The organism is Candidatus Epulonipiscium viviparus (genome assembly GCF_000171335.1).
Classification (GTDB): Bacteria; Bacillota; Clostridia; order Lachnospirales; family Cellulosilyticaceae; genus Epulonipiscioides; species Epulonipiscioides viviparus.
Window position 1 is genome coordinate 12,386 of record NZ_ABEQ01000009.3, and the last position, 18,575, is coordinate 30,960.

General features: G+C 36.9%; 19 protein-coding genes. 6 read left to right on the forward strand and 13 right to left on the reverse strand.

The window, feature by feature from the left end:
• Positions 1 to 13 precede the first annotated feature (13 nt).
• The gene (locus tag EPU_RS11290) at positions 14 to 562 is read right to left on the reverse strand and encodes a CAP domain-containing protein (protein ID WP_029487844.1); all 549 of its coding nucleotides are present in this window, start codon (positions 560 to 562) and stop codon (positions 14 to 16) included.
• 148 nt (positions 563 to 710) lie between these two features.
• Between EPU_RS11290 and EPU_RS02290 the strand changes: the two genes are divergently transcribed.
• Positions 711 to 1,883, forward strand: a complete 1,173-nt coding sequence (locus EPU_RS02290; protein ID WP_010166378.1) for an amidase domain-containing protein — start codon at positions 711 to 713, stop codon at positions 1,881 to 1,883.
• Here EPU_RS02290 and EPU_RS02295 read toward each other — a convergent pair.
• The 12 genes from EPU_RS02295 to EPU_RS02350 form a co-directional block, all read right to left on the reverse strand.
• On the reverse strand, positions 1,880 to 2,071 hold the full coding sequence (locus EPU_RS02295) for a hypothetical protein (RefSeq protein ID WP_010166380.1): 192 nt from the start codon (positions 2,069 to 2,071) through the stop codon (positions 1,880 to 1,882). The genes EPU_RS02290 and EPU_RS02295 overlap by 4 nt on opposite strands.
• A gap of 118 nt (positions 2,072 to 2,189) precedes the next feature.
• Positions 2,190 to 3,095: a dihydroorotate dehydrogenase gene (locus tag EPU_RS02300; protein ID WP_029487845.1), complete on the reverse strand. Its 906-nt coding sequence runs from the start codon at positions 3,093 to 3,095 to the stop codon at positions 2,190 to 2,192.
• 3 nt (positions 3,096 to 3,098) lie between these two features.
• Positions 3,099 to 3,842, reverse strand: coding sequence for a dihydroorotate dehydrogenase electron transfer subunit (locus EPU_RS02305; RefSeq protein WP_010166383.1), 744 nt, complete (start codon positions 3,840 to 3,842; stop codon positions 3,099 to 3,101).
• A 143-nt stretch (positions 3,843 to 3,985) separates the two neighbouring features.
• Positions 3,986 to 4,510: a transcription repressor NadR gene (locus EPU_RS02310; RefSeq protein ID WP_010166384.1), complete on the reverse strand. Its 525-nt coding sequence runs from the start codon at positions 4,508 to 4,510 to the stop codon at positions 3,986 to 3,988.
• 90 nt (positions 4,511 to 4,600) lie between these two features.
• Positions 4,601 to 4,963 (reverse strand): PH domain-containing protein, encoded by a 363-nt coding sequence (locus EPU_RS02315; RefSeq protein ID WP_029487846.1) that lies wholly within the window; start codon positions 4,961 to 4,963, stop codon positions 4,601 to 4,603.
• A gap of 76 nt (positions 4,964 to 5,039) precedes the next feature.
• Positions 5,040 to 5,399: a PH domain-containing protein gene (locus tag EPU_RS02320; RefSeq protein WP_010166387.1), complete on the reverse strand. Its 360-nt coding sequence runs from the start codon at positions 5,397 to 5,399 to the stop codon at positions 5,040 to 5,042.
• Positions 5,400 to 5,420: 21 nt separating this feature from the next.
• Positions 5,421 to 5,798: a PH domain-containing protein gene (locus EPU_RS02325; RefSeq protein ID WP_010166389.1), complete on the reverse strand. Its 378-nt coding sequence runs from the start codon at positions 5,796 to 5,798 to the stop codon at positions 5,421 to 5,423.
• A 63-nt stretch (positions 5,799 to 5,861) separates the two neighbouring features.
• The gene (locus EPU_RS11295) at positions 5,862 to 7,325 is read right to left on the reverse strand and encodes an ASKHA domain-containing protein (RefSeq protein ID WP_044149320.1); all 1,464 of its coding nucleotides are present in this window, start codon (positions 7,323 to 7,325) and stop codon (positions 5,862 to 5,864) included.
• Entirely contained in the window at positions 7,309 to 7,992 is a 684-nt protein-coding gene (locus EPU_RS02335; protein WP_010166393.1) for a hypothetical protein, read from the reverse strand. Before EPU_RS02335 ends, EPU_RS11295 begins: the two co-directional genes overlap by 17 nt.
• On the reverse strand, positions 7,962 to 8,867 hold the full coding sequence (locus tag EPU_RS02340) for a CobW family GTP-binding protein (protein WP_010166395.1): 906 nt from the start codon (positions 8,865 to 8,867) through the stop codon (positions 7,962 to 7,964). The genes EPU_RS02335 and EPU_RS02340 overlap by 31 nt, the downstream gene beginning before the upstream one ends.
• Before the next feature lie 75 nt (positions 8,868 to 8,942).
• The gene (locus tag EPU_RS02345; protein ID WP_010166397.1) at positions 8,943 to 10,295 is read right to left on the reverse strand and encodes a uroporphyrinogen decarboxylase family protein; all 1,353 of its coding nucleotides are present in this window, start codon (positions 10,293 to 10,295) and stop codon (positions 8,943 to 8,945) included.
• Between the two features lie 21 nt (positions 10,296 to 10,316).
• The gene (locus EPU_RS02350) at positions 10,317 to 10,958 is read right to left on the reverse strand and encodes a cobalamin B12-binding domain-containing protein (protein ID WP_010166399.1); all 642 of its coding nucleotides are present in this window, start codon (positions 10,956 to 10,958) and stop codon (positions 10,317 to 10,319) included.
• A 398-nt stretch (positions 10,959 to 11,356) separates the two neighbouring features.
• Here EPU_RS02350 and rsmH point away from each other — a divergent pair, with 398 nt between their 5' ends.
• The 5 genes from rsmH to EPU_RS02375 all read left to right on the forward strand — a co-directional run bounded on the left by rsmH (position 11,357) and on the right by EPU_RS02375 (position 18,575).
• Positions 11,357 to 12,292, forward strand: a complete 936-nt coding sequence (gene rsmH, locus EPU_RS02355; protein ID WP_029487848.1) for a 16S rRNA (cytosine(1402)-N(4))-methyltransferase RsmH — start codon at positions 11,357 to 11,359, stop codon at positions 12,290 to 12,292.
• Between the two features lie 238 nt (positions 12,293 to 12,530).
• Complete coding sequence (locus EPU_RS02360) at positions 12,531 to 12,890, forward strand: hypothetical protein (RefSeq protein WP_156778387.1); 360 nt, start codon at positions 12,531 to 12,533, stop codon at positions 12,888 to 12,890.
• Positions 12,880 to 15,060, forward strand: coding sequence for a penicillin-binding transpeptidase domain-containing protein (locus EPU_RS02365; RefSeq protein WP_029487849.1), 2,181 nt, complete (start codon positions 12,880 to 12,882; stop codon positions 15,058 to 15,060). Before EPU_RS02360 ends, EPU_RS02365 begins: the two co-directional genes overlap by 11 nt.
• A gap of 64 nt (positions 15,061 to 15,124) precedes the next feature.
• Positions 15,125 to 17,068: a penicillin-binding transpeptidase domain-containing protein gene (locus EPU_RS02370; protein WP_029487850.1), complete on the forward strand. Its 1,944-nt coding sequence runs from the start codon at positions 15,125 to 15,127 to the stop codon at positions 17,066 to 17,068.
• A gap of 61 nt (positions 17,069 to 17,129) precedes the next feature.
• Positions 17,130 to 18,575, forward strand: a complete 1,446-nt coding sequence (locus EPU_RS02375; RefSeq protein ID WP_010166408.1) for a UDP-N-acetylmuramoyl-L-alanyl-D-glutamate--2,6-diaminopimelate ligase — start codon at positions 17,130 to 17,132, stop codon at positions 18,573 to 18,575.

Consider the following 18,575-nt stretch of genomic DNA (forward strand, 5'->3'; position numbering starts at 1 on the left):
TGTCCAAAAGGCATTAATTAATAAATAGTTGAGTCCAGATATTTTGATCTTCGAGATAGCTAATACCTATTTCTGTAAATGAAGGATATAGGATATTTGCTTTATGTGTTTCGCTATACATCCAGGCATYGACGGTATCTTCTGGAGTTGTATAACCTTTAGCAATATTTTCGCCGACAACCGTAGGAGTAAGATTGAAGTGGCGAACCATATTATATGCTGTTCCGTATGTAGGGCTATCATGTTTGAAGTAGTGATTTTCTTGCATATCAAGGGATTTTACATCAGCAATATAGCTAAGTGGAAGATTTAAATCAAGAGTATTTAAACCATGGCTAATACGTTGTTCGTTAACTAATCGTAAAATTTCTTTTTCTTGATCATTGATCTGAATATCATCTGGAATATCGGGGTGTGGCGCGGAAGGTGTTGTGTTGTTATTGGGTCTAAAACTTAAAAAGCTTTGAATTTCTTCTTGAGAGTAGGTTTTGGCTATTGTAGGAATAGTTAGTATACAGCTTCCAACAGTAATTGCTAAAAGTAATTTGGTGAAAAATCTCATATGTTTATATGCCTCCTTAATAATATATGTATATAAGAGACATTATAGCATGTATAAATAAGTTTGTCTATGTAAAATGAATACTATTGATAAAAAAAATGTTTTTGGAGAAACTAAAATAAATTATAATTGATAAGGAGAAAATATAGTGAAAAAAAGTATACTATTGCCAATCATGTTGTGTTACTCATGTATAAGCACAGGACTAACCGATGCTTTAGAATTGGATTTGGACACAATAGAAGAGCAAATCTTGAGTCAACTAAATGAAAAAGAAAATGAACTAACCGAAAATATAACAGAAGAGATTGCGCGAATTAAAGAAGAGGAGTTAAAAGTAAAGTTTACAAAAATTTTATCAGAAATAATAACAAATAGAAATGAATATGTGTTAACAGAAAATTATGAAGGGCTAGAAAATTTATATAACCTGGATGTTAAAGTGAGTCGCTACGCATTTGAACGTGAAGTAATTAAAGCAAAATATTTGAAAACTTGGGCTCAAAAGCAAGGGGTAACTTTTACTGATATTGTATCTAACCTCAAATTGAGAAAAGTACGAGATAGATTAGATTCTCTTTACGGAATGACTTGTAATATTTGTACAACATACACATATTTTTATAATGACGAACCCGAAAAATTGAACATATTTAGCCTTGGCACATCGCATTATATTCATCTAAAAGAAGAAGAAGATCAATATAAGATTGTCAAAGAATGGTATACAGACCCATTTTCAGATTCGTTAGAAATGGAGCTTGCAGAACCAGATGAACATACACAATTTTTAATGGCACAAGAGTTACCCGATTTTATACCAAACGAAACACTACAAAAGGCTATTGAGTATGCGCAAACATATTGCGGAATAGGTGCTGACGAAAATATGTTTAAGTATAATAAGCAATATATGGATTGTAACTCACTGGGAGGTGATTGCGCTAATTTTGCGTCTCAAATTATGTATGAGAGCGGAGCATTTAAGAAAAATGAAAAGTGGAATTACACTGATGAAGGGACCAAAACTTGGGTGAATGCACAAGAGCTCTCGTTGTATTTAATAAACTCTGGAAGAGGTAATAGAATAGCGCAAGGATCGTATGAAACTATATATAAGGCAGCATTCAAATTGAGACCTGGAGATATTGTGGCATACGAAAAAAATGACCGAATCACACATGTGTCGACGGTCACTTCTTTAGATTCGAAAGGATATCCATTAGTTACTTGTCACAACACCGATAGACTAGCGGTACCCTATGATCTTGGATGGAGCAATTCAAATATTATTTTTCATTTGATTGATGTTCATTATTAATTTTTTATAGACGCATCTAATAAACTTGGTGCGTCAGTATTATCTGTAGTTTTAAATGTAAGATTTGAAATAGCAAGTGGTTTTTGAAGAATTGGAGTTAAAGAATGACTAATGTTTATTGTGAAATCAAGTTTGGAATCTTTTGCCAGAAGCGCTATTTCTCGACGATATCGTTTTATTAAAGCCATAAAACCATCTCCTTTGATAAATTAAACGTATATTACATATAATATTGTTTTGTATAGTGTATTGACTTAAGATCAAAGTTAGAACGATATACAAAATATAGCGCATAATTAATTTGGATTATATTTCTCGAAAGGCAGCTTTTAGATCTGCAATGGTATGGAAATTGTGCTTTTCCATATATTCAGTAAAAGTTCGTTTTATATCTAAGAAAATTAATGGATTATGAAGACAGGCAGTGCCGATGCTCACGAGATCCGCACCGGCTAATAAAAATTCTGCAACATCTTCTCCGGTTGCAATGCCGCCAAGCCCAATGATAGGAAGGGCAACTGCACGTCGCACTTGGTATACCATTCTAACTGCAATAGGCTTGATAGCAGGACCAGATAAACCTCCAACTTTGTTTTTTAAAATAGGACTAAATTTGTGTACATCGATTTTCATTCCAAGGAGCGTATTTATTAATGAGATACAGTCTGCTCCTTCGGCCTCTACAGCTTTCGCAATTTCTGTAATGTCGGTTACATTGGGAGTAAGTTTAATGATAAGAGGCTTGGTGGAAATATGTCTAACAGCTTTTGTAACGGAGGCGGCTAATTTGGCATCAGTTCCAAAGCCGATTCCTCCACATTTGACATTAGGGCAAGAGATATTAATTTCTAACATGTCGACAGTAGTTTCGTTTAATTTTTCGACTACTTTACAGTAATCTTCTATAGTTCGTCCCGCAACATTTACAATAACATTAGTGTTAAATTTTGACAATAACGGAAGTTCAGAAGATATAAATTCATCGACTCCAGGATTTTGTAGACCTATTGAGTTGAGCATTCCACCATATGTTTCAGCTATTCTAGGAGTAGGATTGCCGTCCCAAGGTTCACTAGAAACACCTTTGGTGATTACTGCGCCAAGCTCGCTGGGATTATAAAATTCGGAAGATGCTTGAGTAGAAAATGTTCCGGAGGCAGTTGTAAGAGGGTTTTTGAAATTAATACCACATAGGGCTACACTTAAATCCAACATTTAAAAATTCACCTCATTTCCTAAAAATACAGGGCCGTCAACACAAATTTTGAGAAGTTCGTTATTAATTTTTGATACACAGCCAACACAAGCACCATATCCGCAACCCATTCTTTCTTCAAGAGAGAGTTGAACTGGTTTGTTAATATCTTTGCAATGCATTTTAACAGCTTTTAACATAGGTTTGGGACCACAAGCATAATAATAATCTCCCAAAATCCCTTCAGAGGTTATCAAATCGATAACATTTCCCTTAAAACCTACGCTTCCAGTTTCGGTAGCAACATAAACAGTGGCACCAGCTTCTTGAAACTTATCTACTAAGATTGGTTCATCTTGATAGCCTAAAATAGCAATTTTGTTGCTAGTAATTCTTTTTGCAAGTTCAACAAGAGGAGGGACACCGATTCCGCCACCAATTAAGATATGCGTCTTCGCATCAGCGATAGTGTAGCCATGACCTAAGGCAGAGCTGATTCGAATTGCATCACCTGCTTTGAGTTTAGAAAATTCAGCCGTTCCACATCCTACAACGTGGTATACAATAGTAATGGTGGTATCGGATATTTCACTAATGCTGATTGGGCGAGGTAATAACGTACTAGCATTTTTAGGGTATAAATTGATAAACCTACCTACATCTGCTGTTTGAGCGATTTGGAGATCATCTAAAACCATTCTGTAAACATCTGTTGCGATTAAAGTATTTTCAATTATTGTTACATCTTTAATAATTTTTGCCATATCAAACTCCTTTGCTAAAGATAAATGCGATATTGCTATTTTGTATTATCTCAATAATTTATATGCTTTTTGTCCAGTAAAAAATACTGGATTTGGTATTAAAAATTAAATATAACAAACAGTTTTATATTAGAATTACTATTTTATAGTAGTTGCTTATTGTAGGTAAAATCATATGGCATTTCTATTAAAATATCTTTGAGCTCGGCTTTTACATCTTCAAAATGATGAAGCGTTGGGCAAGATAATGTGTGAGAATGGATACCATTTGTAATTTCAGATAAAGGAGAAAGCCCATTATTTTCCATTTGAGCAAGAAATTGATCAGCATCCTTTTTGCTATAAATATTTAGTTTTCCTACAATTTTGCCATAAATTTCATGATATATAATAACATCGAGGATACCGCAACCGCAGTCTATGATGGTATATAACTCTTTTTGTAGATCATTTAAATCGTGTTTACAAGTGATGACATATAAAGATTTGTTTGCGAGTACATAGCCTCGAGCCATCGCGTGGATTTCATGACCTGATGCTCTAAGTAAAGCAATGTCGCCAACTATAATTTGCCTGCTTACGCCTAGCATAGTGGCTATAGCGCTGGCGCTAACAGGTTTTGTGTTAGTCTGAAGTATTTCTAAAATTTGATTTTTTCTAGCATTCATTTATTCATCTCCTTTTGTAAAGCAATACAATATCATATTTCAAAAAAATAGGCAACCACCTAAAGTAGGGTAATTGCCAGATTTGTAGTATTATTTGATATAAGATGCGATAATCTTTCCAACTTCGAATATATCAATTCCYGCAGCAAAATTTAATTTGATAGATTCTTCTAGTGAAAGCCAAAGTTCGAGCTCGCAGTCAGAATCCGCAAYTCCTGCAGTTTCAATATAATAAAATAAGATTTGTTTATATGGAAGAGAAGTATAGCGCACTTGCTTTCCWGTGACACCCTTAAAGTCTATTCCRATAATGCGTCTGTTAGTAAATACAATTCCATCATTTATTGCTTTATATGTTGCAAGAATTCCTTCGCCATCAGCGAGCAAGCCTTCTAGKATAGAAGAATACTCAGAGTCTGATGCCTTATTTAATTTTCCGTTTATAATATTCATATTACTGTGCCACCTTTCGAATTATAAAGTATAGGTGTGTACCTATAGTTATATCTATTTTATGTTATTTTTTGGATTAAAATACATAATTAGAAAGTAGCAGCCCAAGATTTTTAATGTCAACCTTTTTACCAAAATTTAGGTGAATTGATTCRCCGGCTACCCAAATTTCTAATTCTGTATCTCTATCGCCTACACCAGCAGTCTCAATAAAAAACATATCTATTTTTTTGTAATGAATAGAATTATAGCGCACTTGTTTTCCGGTAATTCCTTTAAAGTCTATAGCAATAATGCGTTTGTTAGTAAATACTATACCGTCGTTTATGGCTTTATAAGTAGCAAGAACACCCTCGCCATCAGCAAGCAAGCCTTCAAGATGGGATGCGTATTCAGAGTTAGAGGCTTCTTTTAATTTTCCATTTACAATATTCATATTGTTATACCACCTTTCGAATTATAATATATATGTTGAGAGTAATTGACCAATCTGGTGAATATCAACTTTTTTACTAAAATTTAAATGAATTAATTCACCGGCTACCCAAATTTCTAATTCTGTATCGAGGTCACCCATGCCAGCAGTTTCGATAAAAAACATATCTATTTTTTTGTATGGTATAGTAGTAGCTTTTTCTTTTTGCCCAGCAATTCCTGAAACATCCACTCCAATAATTCGTTTATTAGTAAAAATAATTCCATCATTTACAGCCTTAAATGATGCCAAAATCTCTTCATTTGCGATTAATAATGGTTGTAATAATCCCCAAAATTTGTTATTATCAGTTTGTTCTAATTTTTTTAATCCTTTTGAAATAATATCTAATGTAGCCATTAAACGCCTCCCCAAATTATAATATAAAAAAATCAATTTATGGAGTGGAAATGGTGTGTTCGGTTATTCAAAAAGCATATGTTCCATAAATAATTCATTAAAAAGTGGATCATGAGCTAGGTTTAAATCTTTTGCAATAGATTTAATTTGCTGAACCTCATCTTTAATATCTTTATATAAAAGAAATTTTCTAACTCCTCCTAATGAAGTATTTCCTACTTTTTGAATTTTATCAGCAAAATCATTTGGCAACAACCCTATGCTTATTGCATTGTCGAGGTTAATAAATTTGCCAAAACCACCTGCAAGATATACATGGTCAATCTCACTTGCTGCTACGCCATATTTAACTAATAATACTTCTATGCCAGCTCGTATGGCAGATTTTGCAAGCTGAAATTCGCGAATATCTTTTTGAGTTAAGTATATATCTTCGGCTATATGAATAACCTCTGTTTCGATAGAGCCAGTCTCATCTAATGTTTCGTTTGCTAATGCGACCGCAATAGCGTCAATTAAACCACTGCCACATATTCCAACAGCTTTGGCGTCACCAATTGTTTTAATGTGGCCATCTGAAGCTACCTGACATATTGCTCCGGCGATGCTTCCGACACCGCAACTGATATTTCCGCCTTCAAAAGCTGGCCCAGCTGCTGTGGCTAAAGTTAGTATGTTATGTTTGTTGCCGATAGCCATTTCACCATTTGTTCCAATATCAATAAGTATGCAAATGGCGTCGTTTTTATGCATATTGGTGTGCAAAATTCCCGATAAGATATCTGCTCCGACATACGTAGATATTCCAGCCAAAAGAGTATATTCGCCAGATAGCGCTAATAATTGTGATAAATCTCCGACTTTCATATCCAGAAAATTTGCCGTAAAAGGGTAAATTCCAAGACCACTACAATCTGCTTTGGTAAGTAAGTGAAGCATTGTAGTATTTCCTGCGATGATGGCTTTTGAGAGAACYGCGTTTCCTAAAATTGTGGCAAGCCCTTCTTTTAAACTAGAAATRATCTTTGCGTTAAGATCGTCCATTCCACCTTTATTGGCATAGTCGATTCTAGAAATAACATCGGAACCGTAGGTCCTTTGTGTATTGAGAAAAGTGTGGGTTCTAAGTAATTCTCCTGTTGCTAAATCAAAAAGTTCGATAGCGATTGTGGTGGTGCCTATGTCTATTCCGACACCAAAGCCTTCTGCGTAGCAAAGCTCGGCAACTTCTTCAAATACCTCGTAGGAGGATAAAATACTAAAGCTATCTTTTTCGATGGCATCTTCTAATTCGACTATATAAGTTCCAGGAGCTGTAACGGCACAAGCAAGACGTATGCCCGAKGCWATTTCATCGGCAGAAAAAAATTTTGTCTCGATCGCAGTGGCGGGGGGGACATTTTCTGTAATTTTGATTTTACATTTGCCGCAAACACCCCGGCCGTTGCAGGGTGCGTTGGTATAAATTGTAGTTTTGCGTAAAGCATCTAATAGAGTGCCATGGTCTAAATTAACTTGTACTAACATAAGCAGTTCTCCTCCATTTACATAAATTGTCATTGCAGCTTTTGCAATTGTGAAGCTCGCGAGCTGCAGGAATGCCTGGCTTTAAGCCGTATATTCTAGAACTCGATTTGATAGGTTCTAACAAAAATGATTCTGTAACATCAACATTATTTTGGCTACCCATTTTATTTTTGATAGTATTTTGATATGCACTAGAAGCGCCATATTCACCTGGAGATAGCATAACAGCGCCAAAACCATTTTCGGTAATGTAATTGTAGATTAAAAAATGTAGTTGGTTACCGATCTCCATAACAATTTCTGTTGCAATGGCATCTAATATCACGCCTTCGATCTGATCATACTTAGCAAACAGCTCGGCAATTTTTTCACTGATGCGTGATCCGATAGTGGYTGTTGTGTAAATAGTTTGACTGCAATCTTGGATTTCCCATATTTCGGAAGTCGATTTGGTATCTTCTATATAGAATGAGGCAGTAACGTCGAGCAAATCGTCAATACCAGCAATAAGTTCATAATAAATTTCATCCATAATGTCATAGACAGGACTATCTGTAAAGCAATCCAAAGACTTGAAAACTCTATCTTTGTCAATGTTGATTTTGTAATTATGAAAAAAATGGATGGTGTCTTTGTTTATTTGGATATTTTTAATAAAGTGTTGCAATACATCTCCTCCGTTCGTTTTAAACTTGTTGCGATAGGTAAACCGCCACCAGACAGAACAATTATTTTGTTTTCGTAGACTTTTCCGTGATATGCATCAATAATTATACTGTCGCCAACACAATTAATCAAGAAATTTTTGCCACACAATTTCAAAAATCCTTTGACACGATAGGTATCTTCTATAAAACTTTCAAGCAATTTAGTTAACTCTTCTTTTGTACACGATTCACTAATTGTAAGTTCGTAGCTAATGAGCGTAATGTCTCTGATGTTAGCTTCGTTAAATGGTTTTTTGCTAAGGCATAGATTGGTAAGCCACGTGGAATCAATTTTGCCGTATGATGTTTGCTCGATTACAGCAAAAGGGTTGAGTTCATATATGAGTTGCTTAACCTGGGCGAGTTGTTCGGTGGTTGCGAGGTCGATTTTGTTTATTACAATTAAATCGGAAATTCGCACTTGCTTTTTGGAGACACGAGCAGTGTGAATAACTTTTTTGAAGTAGAGAGCATCCACAAGGCAGATGCAGCCTTTATACGTTATGTGGGCAAATTTATCTTGTGCCAAAATTTGGTATGCGGAGCTGGGATCTGAGAGTCCAGAAGTTTCGACCAAAATGATGTCTGGCTCTTGCGCTACAATATCAGCTAACACGGTTTCGAAGTGACTGATCTTGCATGTACAAAAAATAGATCCGCCGGCAACTTCAAATACGTTTGCAGTAACGTCGGTTAGGATTTGTCCATCCACTCCAGTTTTGCCAAATTCATTAATAATTAATGCGACTTTTTTGTCCTTAAAAATAGTTAACAATTCTTTAATAGTTGTAGTTTTGCCCGCTCCCAAAAATCCAGTCATTAAATATAAATCCATAGCATCCTCCTATAAAATAAAAAAAGCCACGCAAGGAAACTGTGAAGCATCCTGGTGGTTAATTAAAAAAATATATTACATCGCAGTATTAATTGCTTGATCAAGCTCTTCTTTGCTTGGAATTATAGAAGAAAACTTAAGCTGGCCATTGATATAGATACAAGGAAGGTTTGTAACACCCATTTTTACGCAGCGTGCAATATTTTCTTTTTGAGTGAATTTATATTCTACAACATCTATTGCGTCGCCAAATGAAGCTTTAGCATTGTTAACTGCCGCCATCATATAGGTACAAGCTGCACAGGTTAGAGAATCTAGCGTAAAGACTTCTATGAGTGGTTTTGTGAGCGCTCCATAGTCTGGTAGATCGACGTGGATATCTTCTTGAACTGCAACATAATCTTTTAATGCTTCTCGCATTTCGTCCATTTGTGAAATTGCTTGAGCGATACCAATGCTGTTTTCTATAGGTACGTCATATGGCATATCACAGCCTGGAGCGATGATTAAATTGGTCTTGTTTTCTATTTTGTCGACAAGATCGATGACATATTTCATGTTATCTTGTTGAGTACCGTGAAGCATAACAGATGTTAGAGGAATATTTCCACCAATAGCTATATTGTAGGAGTCTGTGATCTTTTTGGCTGCAACAAGGTTGACATTTTCATCTACAGAAATAGAATCTGGCTTGGTTTCGCACATCACAGCTATATTTCGGGTCGCATTACCGCAAACAAAGAATGAGCTATATACGCCAAGTTCTCGGATATAAGCAAATAATTTGCTAAATGGATCGTGCAAAAACTCCTGGAAGTGTTCTGCTGAAATTTGAGATACAAGAGGGTCAACAACAGCAATGACGTCCATGCCAGCATCAACATACATTTTTGTCATGGCTTTAGCAACTAATAGACAAAACTCTAATAATTTTTTTACATAGTCTTCGTCATCGTACAGATCCATAAAAATATCATTGCCACGAAGATGCGATGCGAGAGTAAACGGACCACAAATCAGGCCATATAAAGCTGTAGTATCGCCAACCTGCTCTTTGAGTGATTTCATAACATCGAGAACCATTGGAAGTCTACCATCTTCTGGTCCAGGAACGCTGCATGTGCAAGGGATGATGTTTTCTGATCCTTCAAGTGGGTGAGTTTTTACAGAAGGAGGACCGTCTTTGGTCCAGACCAATTCGCAACCAAGAATTTCAGCTTCCAATTGAAGGTCGAAAACTACTGGCTGACCATCTGGTTTATAGAGCTTATTTACTTCTAATAAAGAAGCAAGCAATTTGTCTTTGTCTTTGAGAACTGTTTCGGCATCATATCCCAAAAGCTTGCCGGCATGAACCCCTGCAAAAGGAACCCAAGGTAATCTGTCAGTTTTTTTATGCTCTAAAACATCAAATAAAATTTGTTTCAAAATAATTACCTCCTATTAAGTTTAGTGACTGCTCACGATTTCTTTTGCTACTTCTGCGGCAGTTGCTGCGTCTGGAGTATAATAGTCAGCATTGACTTTTTTCGCAAATTCTGCAGTAACAGGAGCGCCACCAATCATAATCTTATATTTGTTACGAACACCGCGATCTTCCATTTCTTTAATTATTTCACCAGTTGCTTCCATAGTAGTAGTAAGAAGCGATGACATGCAAATGATTTGTGCGTTATTTTGTTCAGCAAGCTCGAGGAATTTGTCGGTGGATACATCAACACCAGCGTCTATAACTTCTAGGCCTGCTCCGCGAAGCATCATCGCAACTAGGTTTTTGCCGATATCATGTAGATCGCCGCGAACTGTTCCTATAACCGCGGTTCCTATTGGCTCAATACCTTGTGCCGCAAGAAGAGGTTCAAGAATAGCTAGGCCAGCGTTTAATGCTCTAGCTGCAACTAAAACTTCAGGAACAAAGATTTCGTTTGCTTTAAATTTTACACCGATTTCGCCCATTGATTTAAGCATGGCATCATCGAGAATAGTTTTTGGAGGAATTCCCTCATCGATGGCTTGTTGAACTTTCTCTTTTACAGTTTTAGCCTTGCCTTTTTTTAATGCTTCCGAAATTTCTTCTAATATAATTGACATATTTTCGCCTCCATAATGATTATATTAAATAAATGTGTTATAACATAACTTTATTCTAACAAATATGTTAGCTGTATTCTTTAAAAATTTTTGAATATTTTTAATTTTTTTATGGTTTTTGAAATTGGTTGATGCATTGAATATTTTACACTAAAAATGACTATTTCTAGCAACCACATATATTCAATTATACTCAAAGTATAACCTTTTTTTTATTATAATATGTAAACTGAAAATTTTTTATGGATAATTTTATCTTTTGTCGATAGATTATGGGGGTATTTTGGTAATCTTTGGCTAAAGCCCCTTGATTAAATAGTTAAAATATGTAAAATATTAAAAAGATAAGAAATATAACCTCGATAAATTTTTGAGGACAAATGAAAAGGGATCATAAAATGGAATTTAATCATATATCAGTACTTTTAAATGAATGCATTGAAGGGCTTAATATCAAGACGAACGGAATTTATGTAGATGGAACATTGGGCGGCGCGGGGCATGCGACAGAAATTTGTAGGCATTTGAATTCTGAGGGTACGCTTGTTGGGATTGATCAAGATGCTATAGCAATTGCAACAGCAGAAGCGAGGTTGGCAGAAGCTGCAAATAGAGTTTTGGTTATCAAGAAYAATTTTGCAAACGTAGATGCAGTTTTAGAGGAGCTGGAGATCGACAAAATAGATGGAATGCTGCTAGATTTGGGAGTTTCGTCGTATCAGTTGGATGAAGCAGAGCGAGGATTTTCGTATATGAGAGATGCGAAATTGGATATGAGAATGAATCAGGATGCAAAATTTAGTGCATTTGATGTGGTAAACTCATATACAGAAGACGAATTGGCTGTAGTAATAAAAAATTTTGGCGAAGAAAAGTGGGCAAGGCGGATAGCAAAATTTATTGTCGAAGCGAGGGCAAGCTCAAGTATCGATACAACATACGAATTGGTCGAAATAATTAAGAAGGCCATTCCAAAGGCTGCAAGACTAGAAGGAGGGCATCCGGCAAAGCGAACATTTCAAGCAATAAGAATAGAAGTAAATAAAGAGATCGACATCATTGCACCAGCGATTAAAGAGATTGTTGCGCATCTTAATGTGGGAGGCAGGCTGGCCATCATCACGTTTCATTCATTGGAAGATAGAATAGTAAAGCATACGTTTAGGGAATTAGAAAATCCTTGCACATGCCCGTCGAATTTTCCGATATGCGTGTGTAATAAAAAGAGTCAGGTGAAGGTAATAACGAAGAAACCCATTTTGCCATCAGAGCAAGAGTTGGAGAACAATTCGCGATCTAAAAGTGCCAAGTTGAGAATTGTAGAAAAAATTTGAATTATGTATGTTGTAACAGAAAATTTGAGAAATGCTGTAATAAAAAGTATTGCAAAAGTGGATGCATCTGTGATAAAATGAGGAGTACTAGCAGCAGATGCTGAGAATACCGATGCAACGGAAGCTGCGACTGCAACTGCACCAGCAGCCAAGGTCGTAACTGCATCAGCAACATGTAAGATTTGGCAAAGTAACATGTAAGATTTGGTAAATGGAGGGCAACATGGAGAGGTATAACTTGAAAAATTACCAGAGAGTACAGTTATCTCCGGCGAAGCAACCAAAACGCAAGAGGCGGATTAATTCTAATATTGTTGTAAGTATAGTATGTGGAGCGGCTGTGTTTTTAAGCTCTTTTGCCTACATCGATTTGAATGCGACGCTCATACAGGAACAACACGATTTGAGAGCTATCAATGTAGCTTGGCAACAACAACAAAGTAAGCTGAATGAATTGACATCAGAGTTGGCGAAATCATATAACTTGGACATAATTGAGGACAAGGCTATCAACGAACTTTCTATGCACAAACCTATGGCGCATCAAATAGTCTACATAGACATAAAGGAAGAAAGTTTTGTGACGTATGCAAAATAAAAACAAGCTGATGTCGATTTCAGAAAGGCCGGAGACTCCCAAAAAACGATGGGTGAGGGTGAGAAATCGAGTATTAATATTGTTGCTAGGATATATGAGTGTGTTGAGTTTATTGCTAGTGAAGATGCTGTTCATTTGGTTTAATGATAATGAAAAATATGAGTTAGCAGTTTTGGAGAGGCTGGGCACTAGAGACATAATACTAGAGCCGCTGCGAGGAAGTATATTGGATAAAAATCACAAAACATTGGCTATCAGTCAAATCGCATATGATGTAATTTTGGACCCTAAAACATTGATAGAAAGTGTTTCAGAAGAAGCCAGAGCATATACAATAGCGGAGCTTGCTGCATTTTCGGGAAAATCGATAGCAGAAGTCGAAGGGGTAATAAATTTAAATCCGACTACTCGGTATAGATTATTTATGAAAAATATTTCGATTGATGACAAGGACAAGCTAGTGAACTTGGGTTTGAGTGCTGTTAGCTATGTGCAATCTGCAATGAGAATTTATCCAAAGCATGATTTCGCATCGGCAATGATTGGCTTTTATAATGGAGAAAATGGTCAATATGGATTAGAGCAGTTTTATAATTCGTATTTGAAAGGTGAAGAAGGACGCATTTTTACTAATATGACAAATGGCGAATTGCTAACGAGCAAGACGGTTCCCGCGGTGAATGGCTCAAGTTTGGTGTTGACAGTAGATGAAGCAATACAGCAAACGGTACAAAGGGTGATGAACRATTTTGTAAAAAGGTCGGATCCTGTTGGAGCGTCGGCAATAGTTATGAATCCAAATACGGGTGAGATATACGCAATGTATTCGTATCCATCGTTTGATCCAAATACGTATGGTAATTTACAAGCGCAGTTGGGTCTAAAATGGGACGAGATGACAGGTGAGCAAAAGTCTGTTGCTTTGCAGACAGCGTGGCGAAATTATAATATTCAGCATATTTATGAACCTGGTTCTACGTTTAAGCCGTTAATGGTAGCTGCAGCTATAGATACAGGATATTTGATCCCAGAGAAATTTAGAGCAAATTGTACGGGGTCGATAAATGTGGCAGGGACAACCATTAAGTGTTGGTACGCACCGGGACATGGAATTCAGACTGTCGAGCAGGTGTTGGCAAATTCTTGTAATCCGGGAGTAATTGAGATCGCAAACTTGGTGCCCAACGATGTATTTCACAAGTACATGCTGGAGTATGGGCTTTTAGAAAAGACGGGAATAGACCTTGCCGGAGAGAGAACAGGAATCATTCATAGCTTAGAAAATTTTGGACCATTGCAAAAGGCAACGTCATCGATGGGACAAACCTTTGAGCTAACTCCGATGCAATTGTTAACGGGATTTGTAAGTGTGATCAATGGCGGATATCTTGTGGAACCGTATGTGGTATCGCATATTATAGATTCTGCAGGAAGTATTATATATACAAAAACTCCGAGAGTAAAGCGACAAGTAATTTCTACAGAAACGTCGAAGCTACTAACTGCAGATATGGAGACCGTTATTACTGCGGGGACTGGCGGATTTGCTGCGGTGCCCGGATATAGAATTGGTGGAAAGACGGGAACGGCAGAGAAAGGCTATCCGCGTGATGGGGAGACAGAAATATTGTCGTTTGTGGGGTATACACCAATAGAGAAGCCAGAGATTGTTGCGATGGTATTGATTGATGAGGCAGAGTACGAAGAAATTGGTGGCTCCGCATTGGCATTTAGTACTATAATGAAAGAAATTTTGCCGTCGTTCGAAATTTTCGGAACAGATACAAAACGTACCCAGGCGCGCTTGGCTGAAGTGCCAAATATTAAAGGRATGGATATTTATACTGCAATAGAAACAATAAACGCTTTGGAATTAGATATCAGTACAAARGGTGGAGGAAACATTGTTGAAGAGCAATATCCGGCGCCAGGAATTTTGCTTCCGATAAGCGCAAATGTAACGTTGTATTTGAAAACGAAGAAGACACAAAATCTTGTAAATGTGCCRAATGTAGTTGGTTTGTATCCTGAAGATGCGGAGAGAATGCTAGGAAACGCGTTGTATTTGGAAATACATGGGAAAGAAGATACAAAAATTTTGAATCAGATACCGCCTGAAGGAACAATAATAGATAGGAATTCTAAAATTATTGTGAAAACAGGCAACTAATATTTAACTGCTGCGAGAGTCTTGGCAGCAGTTGAATAAATAAATATAAGAAAGGATAATTACGATGGATAAAACACCTGTTAAGATTAAAAAGAGAATGTTGATATTGCTCTCAATTTTTGTGGGTCTATTTATATTTATGATTACTAGGTTATATCATGTGCAAGTGGTYGAAGGCGCAACTTTGCAAGAGCGTGCGTTTGATCAGCATACGCGTGACAGAAATATTACTCCAACTAGGGGCGATATATTGGATGTAAACGGAAATTTATTGGCAACAAGCGCGTCGGTATTTACGATTGGTGTTGTAAGGGCTCAGGTGGAAGAYCCCGAGTATGTGGCATCGGTGCTGGCTGAGAAACTCGGTAAGGATTATGAAGAAGTCTATAAGAAGGTTACAAAGCATGTTGCCTTTGAACGAATAGCAACTAAGGTAGATAAGGAGCTTGCAGATTCGATTAGATTGCTAAACCTACCGGGAGTAAAGGTGGATGGAGATTCGCAAAGATACTATCCATACGAAAATTTGGCAGCGCACGCACTCGGATTTGTAGGAAAAGATAATCAAGGAATTGTGGGGCTGGAGGTTAAGTATGATGAATATTTGAAAGGCGCTCCGGGAAAAATTTTAATGCAGACTAATGGCAAGGGTGAACGCGAAGTAAGCGAGGCAGAAATTAGAATAGATCCTATCAACGGTCATGATTTGGTAACCACAATTGATGTTACGCTTCAGCAATATGCGCAACAAGCGATTGATAGCGTTGTGGCAGAAAAGCAAGCAAAGGGTGGAACTATTGTATTGATGAATCCAAACGATGGAGCGATATATGCAATGGCAAATAGTCCAAGTTTTAATTTAAACGACCCATTTACAGTGCAAGATCCAGAGGTCGCGGCAATGTGGTCTACTTTAGACGCGGGTCAAAAACAAACTGAATTGAATGAAATGTGGCGCAACTTTGCGATAAATGATACATATGAGCCAGGCTCAACATTTAAAATAGTGACTTCTGCAATTGGACTTTCAGAAGGCGTTGTAACCCCAACTACTCCGTTTGTATGTAATGGATATCATATGGTTGAGGGAGTTAAGATTAAATGTTGGAGAAGTTCAAATCCGCATGGATATCAAACGTTTACTCAGGGTGTACAAAACTCTTGTAATCCGGTATTTATGATGGTGGGAGATGCCATTGGAGCCTTAGATTTTTACCAGTATATGGCAGATATGGGCTTAATGAGAAAAACAGGCATTGATCTTCCTGGAGAAGCGCGAGGGGTTATGCATAAGGAAGAAAAAATTGGACCTGTGGAGTTAGCAACAATTTCGTTTGGACAATCATTTCAAATTACTCCGATTCAATTGTTAAGCGCGGCATCGGCAACTATAAATGGTGGAAAGCAAATTATTCCTCACTTTGGAAAATACCTTTTAAATGAAGCAGGACAAATTATCAGAGAATTTGATTATACAACTAATAATCAGATTGTGAGCCCAGAAGTAAGCGAACAGATGAAAACTATTTTGGAGAGCGTTGTTGCAGATGGAACCGGTAACAAGAGCTATATTCCGGGATACAAAATTGGCGGGAAAACTGCAACATCGCAAAAGCTGCCTCGCGGTTCCGGAAAATATATAGCATCGTTTTTGGCTTTTGCACCTGCGGATGACCCCAAAGTGATTGCGATTGTTCTAATTGATGAGCCTAAAGGAGTATACTATGGAGGAACGATTGCGGGGCCAGTTATGAAAGAAGTATTAGCAAACGCTTTGCCGTATTTGGGAATAGAGCCAAAGTACACTAAAAAAGAGTTGACATTATTAGAAACTCAGACTTATACCGTGCCAAAGTTTGTGGAGCTGAAAATTCAGGAAGCAAAATCTAAGGCATATAGAGATAGCGTAACTCTAGAAATTATTGGCGAGGGAGATACGGTTATAGATCAGTTTCCCGCAGAGGGCGAAATCATCAACAAGACTAGCAAAATTATTTTATATACCTAATAGGAATAATGTGGTATAATAATGTCGTTCATCGTTAAATCAAAGTAGAGAGAGGTTTGTTATGGAGCTTAAAAAAATACTAGAAAACGTGGAGTATGAATTGCAACAGGGAGATATTAATAGAGATATTAGCGAGATAATTTACGATTCTAGAATAAAAACGAGATGCGGATTATTTATTGCGATAAAAGGGTATATGAGTGATGGGCATAAGTATGTGTCAAATGCTATTGAGAACGGTGCGCGAGTGATCGTAGTGTCTGACGCAGTTTTTGTTGCAGCCAATATTGCTGTTGTTAGAGTAAAAGATACGAGAGCCGTAATGGCAGCTATTGCAGGAAACTTCTATGGGCATCCATCCAAAGAGCTTGCCTTGGTGGGCGTTACCGGAACTAACGGAAAGACCAGCACTACATTTTTACTTGCAGAAATATTGGAAGCGTATCGTAAAAAAATTGGGGTAATCGGAACCATTGAAAATAGAATTGGTAAGCAGGTTATGGAAACCGCAAGAACCACGCCCGAATCAATTGATTTGCAAAAATTATTTCGCAAGATGAACACAGAAGATGTAGATGTCGCGATAATGGAGGTCTCTTCACATGCATTAGTTTTGAATAGAGTGGATGGTTGCGATTTTGATATCGGAGTATTTACAAATTTAACGCAAGATCACTTAGATTTTCATGAAACAATGGATAATTATGCGGCGGCAAAGGCAAAGCTTTTTTCGATGTGTAAAATTAGTATTATCAACGTTGACAGCCCGTATAGCAAAGTGATGCTAGATTCATGTAAAGCAGAGACGATCACATATGGAATTAAGAATCCTGCAACATTTTTTGCAAAAGATATAGTGATACATGCACATGAAACGCAATATGTGCTAGAATATAATGGTAAAGATTTACAAATCGTGGTACCAATACCAGGAGAGTTTACAGTATATAATACTATGTGCGCGATAATTTGTGCTTATAAACTGGGAGTGCCATTAGATTTTATAGCARAAGCATTAAAAAATGTAAAAGGAGTACCGGGTCGAGTTCAAAGTTTTCAATCAACTAAGGGGTATAGTGTTTTGGTTGACTATGCTCATACACCAGATGGTTTAGAAAATGTATTGACTGCGATAAAGCAGTTTGCTAAAGGAGATATAGTAACAGTGTTTGGGTGCGGTGGAGACAGAGACAATAAGAAACGTCCGATAATGGGGGAAATTGCATCTAAATATTCTACCAAAGTTTATATTACATCCGATAATCCGAGAAGTGAAGAACCAGATGAGATTATTAGGCAAATAGAAGTGGGAGCAAAAAAGCATATTACACCATATGAAATTGAATCAGACAGAAAAACTGCAATAATTAAAGCTTTATCATTTGCTAAAAAAGACGATGTTATTTTGATTGCAGGGAAGGGACACGAGACCTATCAGCATTTAAAAGATGGAATTATTCACTTTGATGATAGTGAAGTGGTTTTAGAATTTTTAGCAAAGGGGTGA

Coding starts and splice junctions, on each gene's coding strand:
- EPU_RS02310 (WP_010166384.1), bottom strand. CDS start 4,510: ATGAATGCTAGAAAAAATCAAATTTTAGAAATACTTCAGACTAACACA.
- EPU_RS02305 (WP_010166383.1), bottom strand. CDS start 3,842: ATGGCAAAAATTATTAAAGATGTAACAATAATTGAAAATACTTTAATC.
- EPU_RS02325 (WP_010166389.1), bottom strand. CDS start 5,798: ATGGCTACATTAGATATTATTTCAAAAGGATTAAAAAAATTAGAACAA.
- EPU_RS02295 (WP_010166380.1), bottom strand. CDS start 2,071: ATGGCTTTAATAAAACGATATCGTCGAGAAATAGCGCTTCTGGCAAAA.
- EPU_RS02350 (WP_010166399.1), bottom strand. CDS start 10,958: ATGTCAATTATATTAGAAGAAATTTCGGAAGCATTAAAAAAAGGCAAG.
- EPU_RS02340 (WP_010166395.1), bottom strand. CDS start 8,867: ATGGATTTATATTTAATGACTGGATTTTTGGGAGCGGGCAAAACTACA.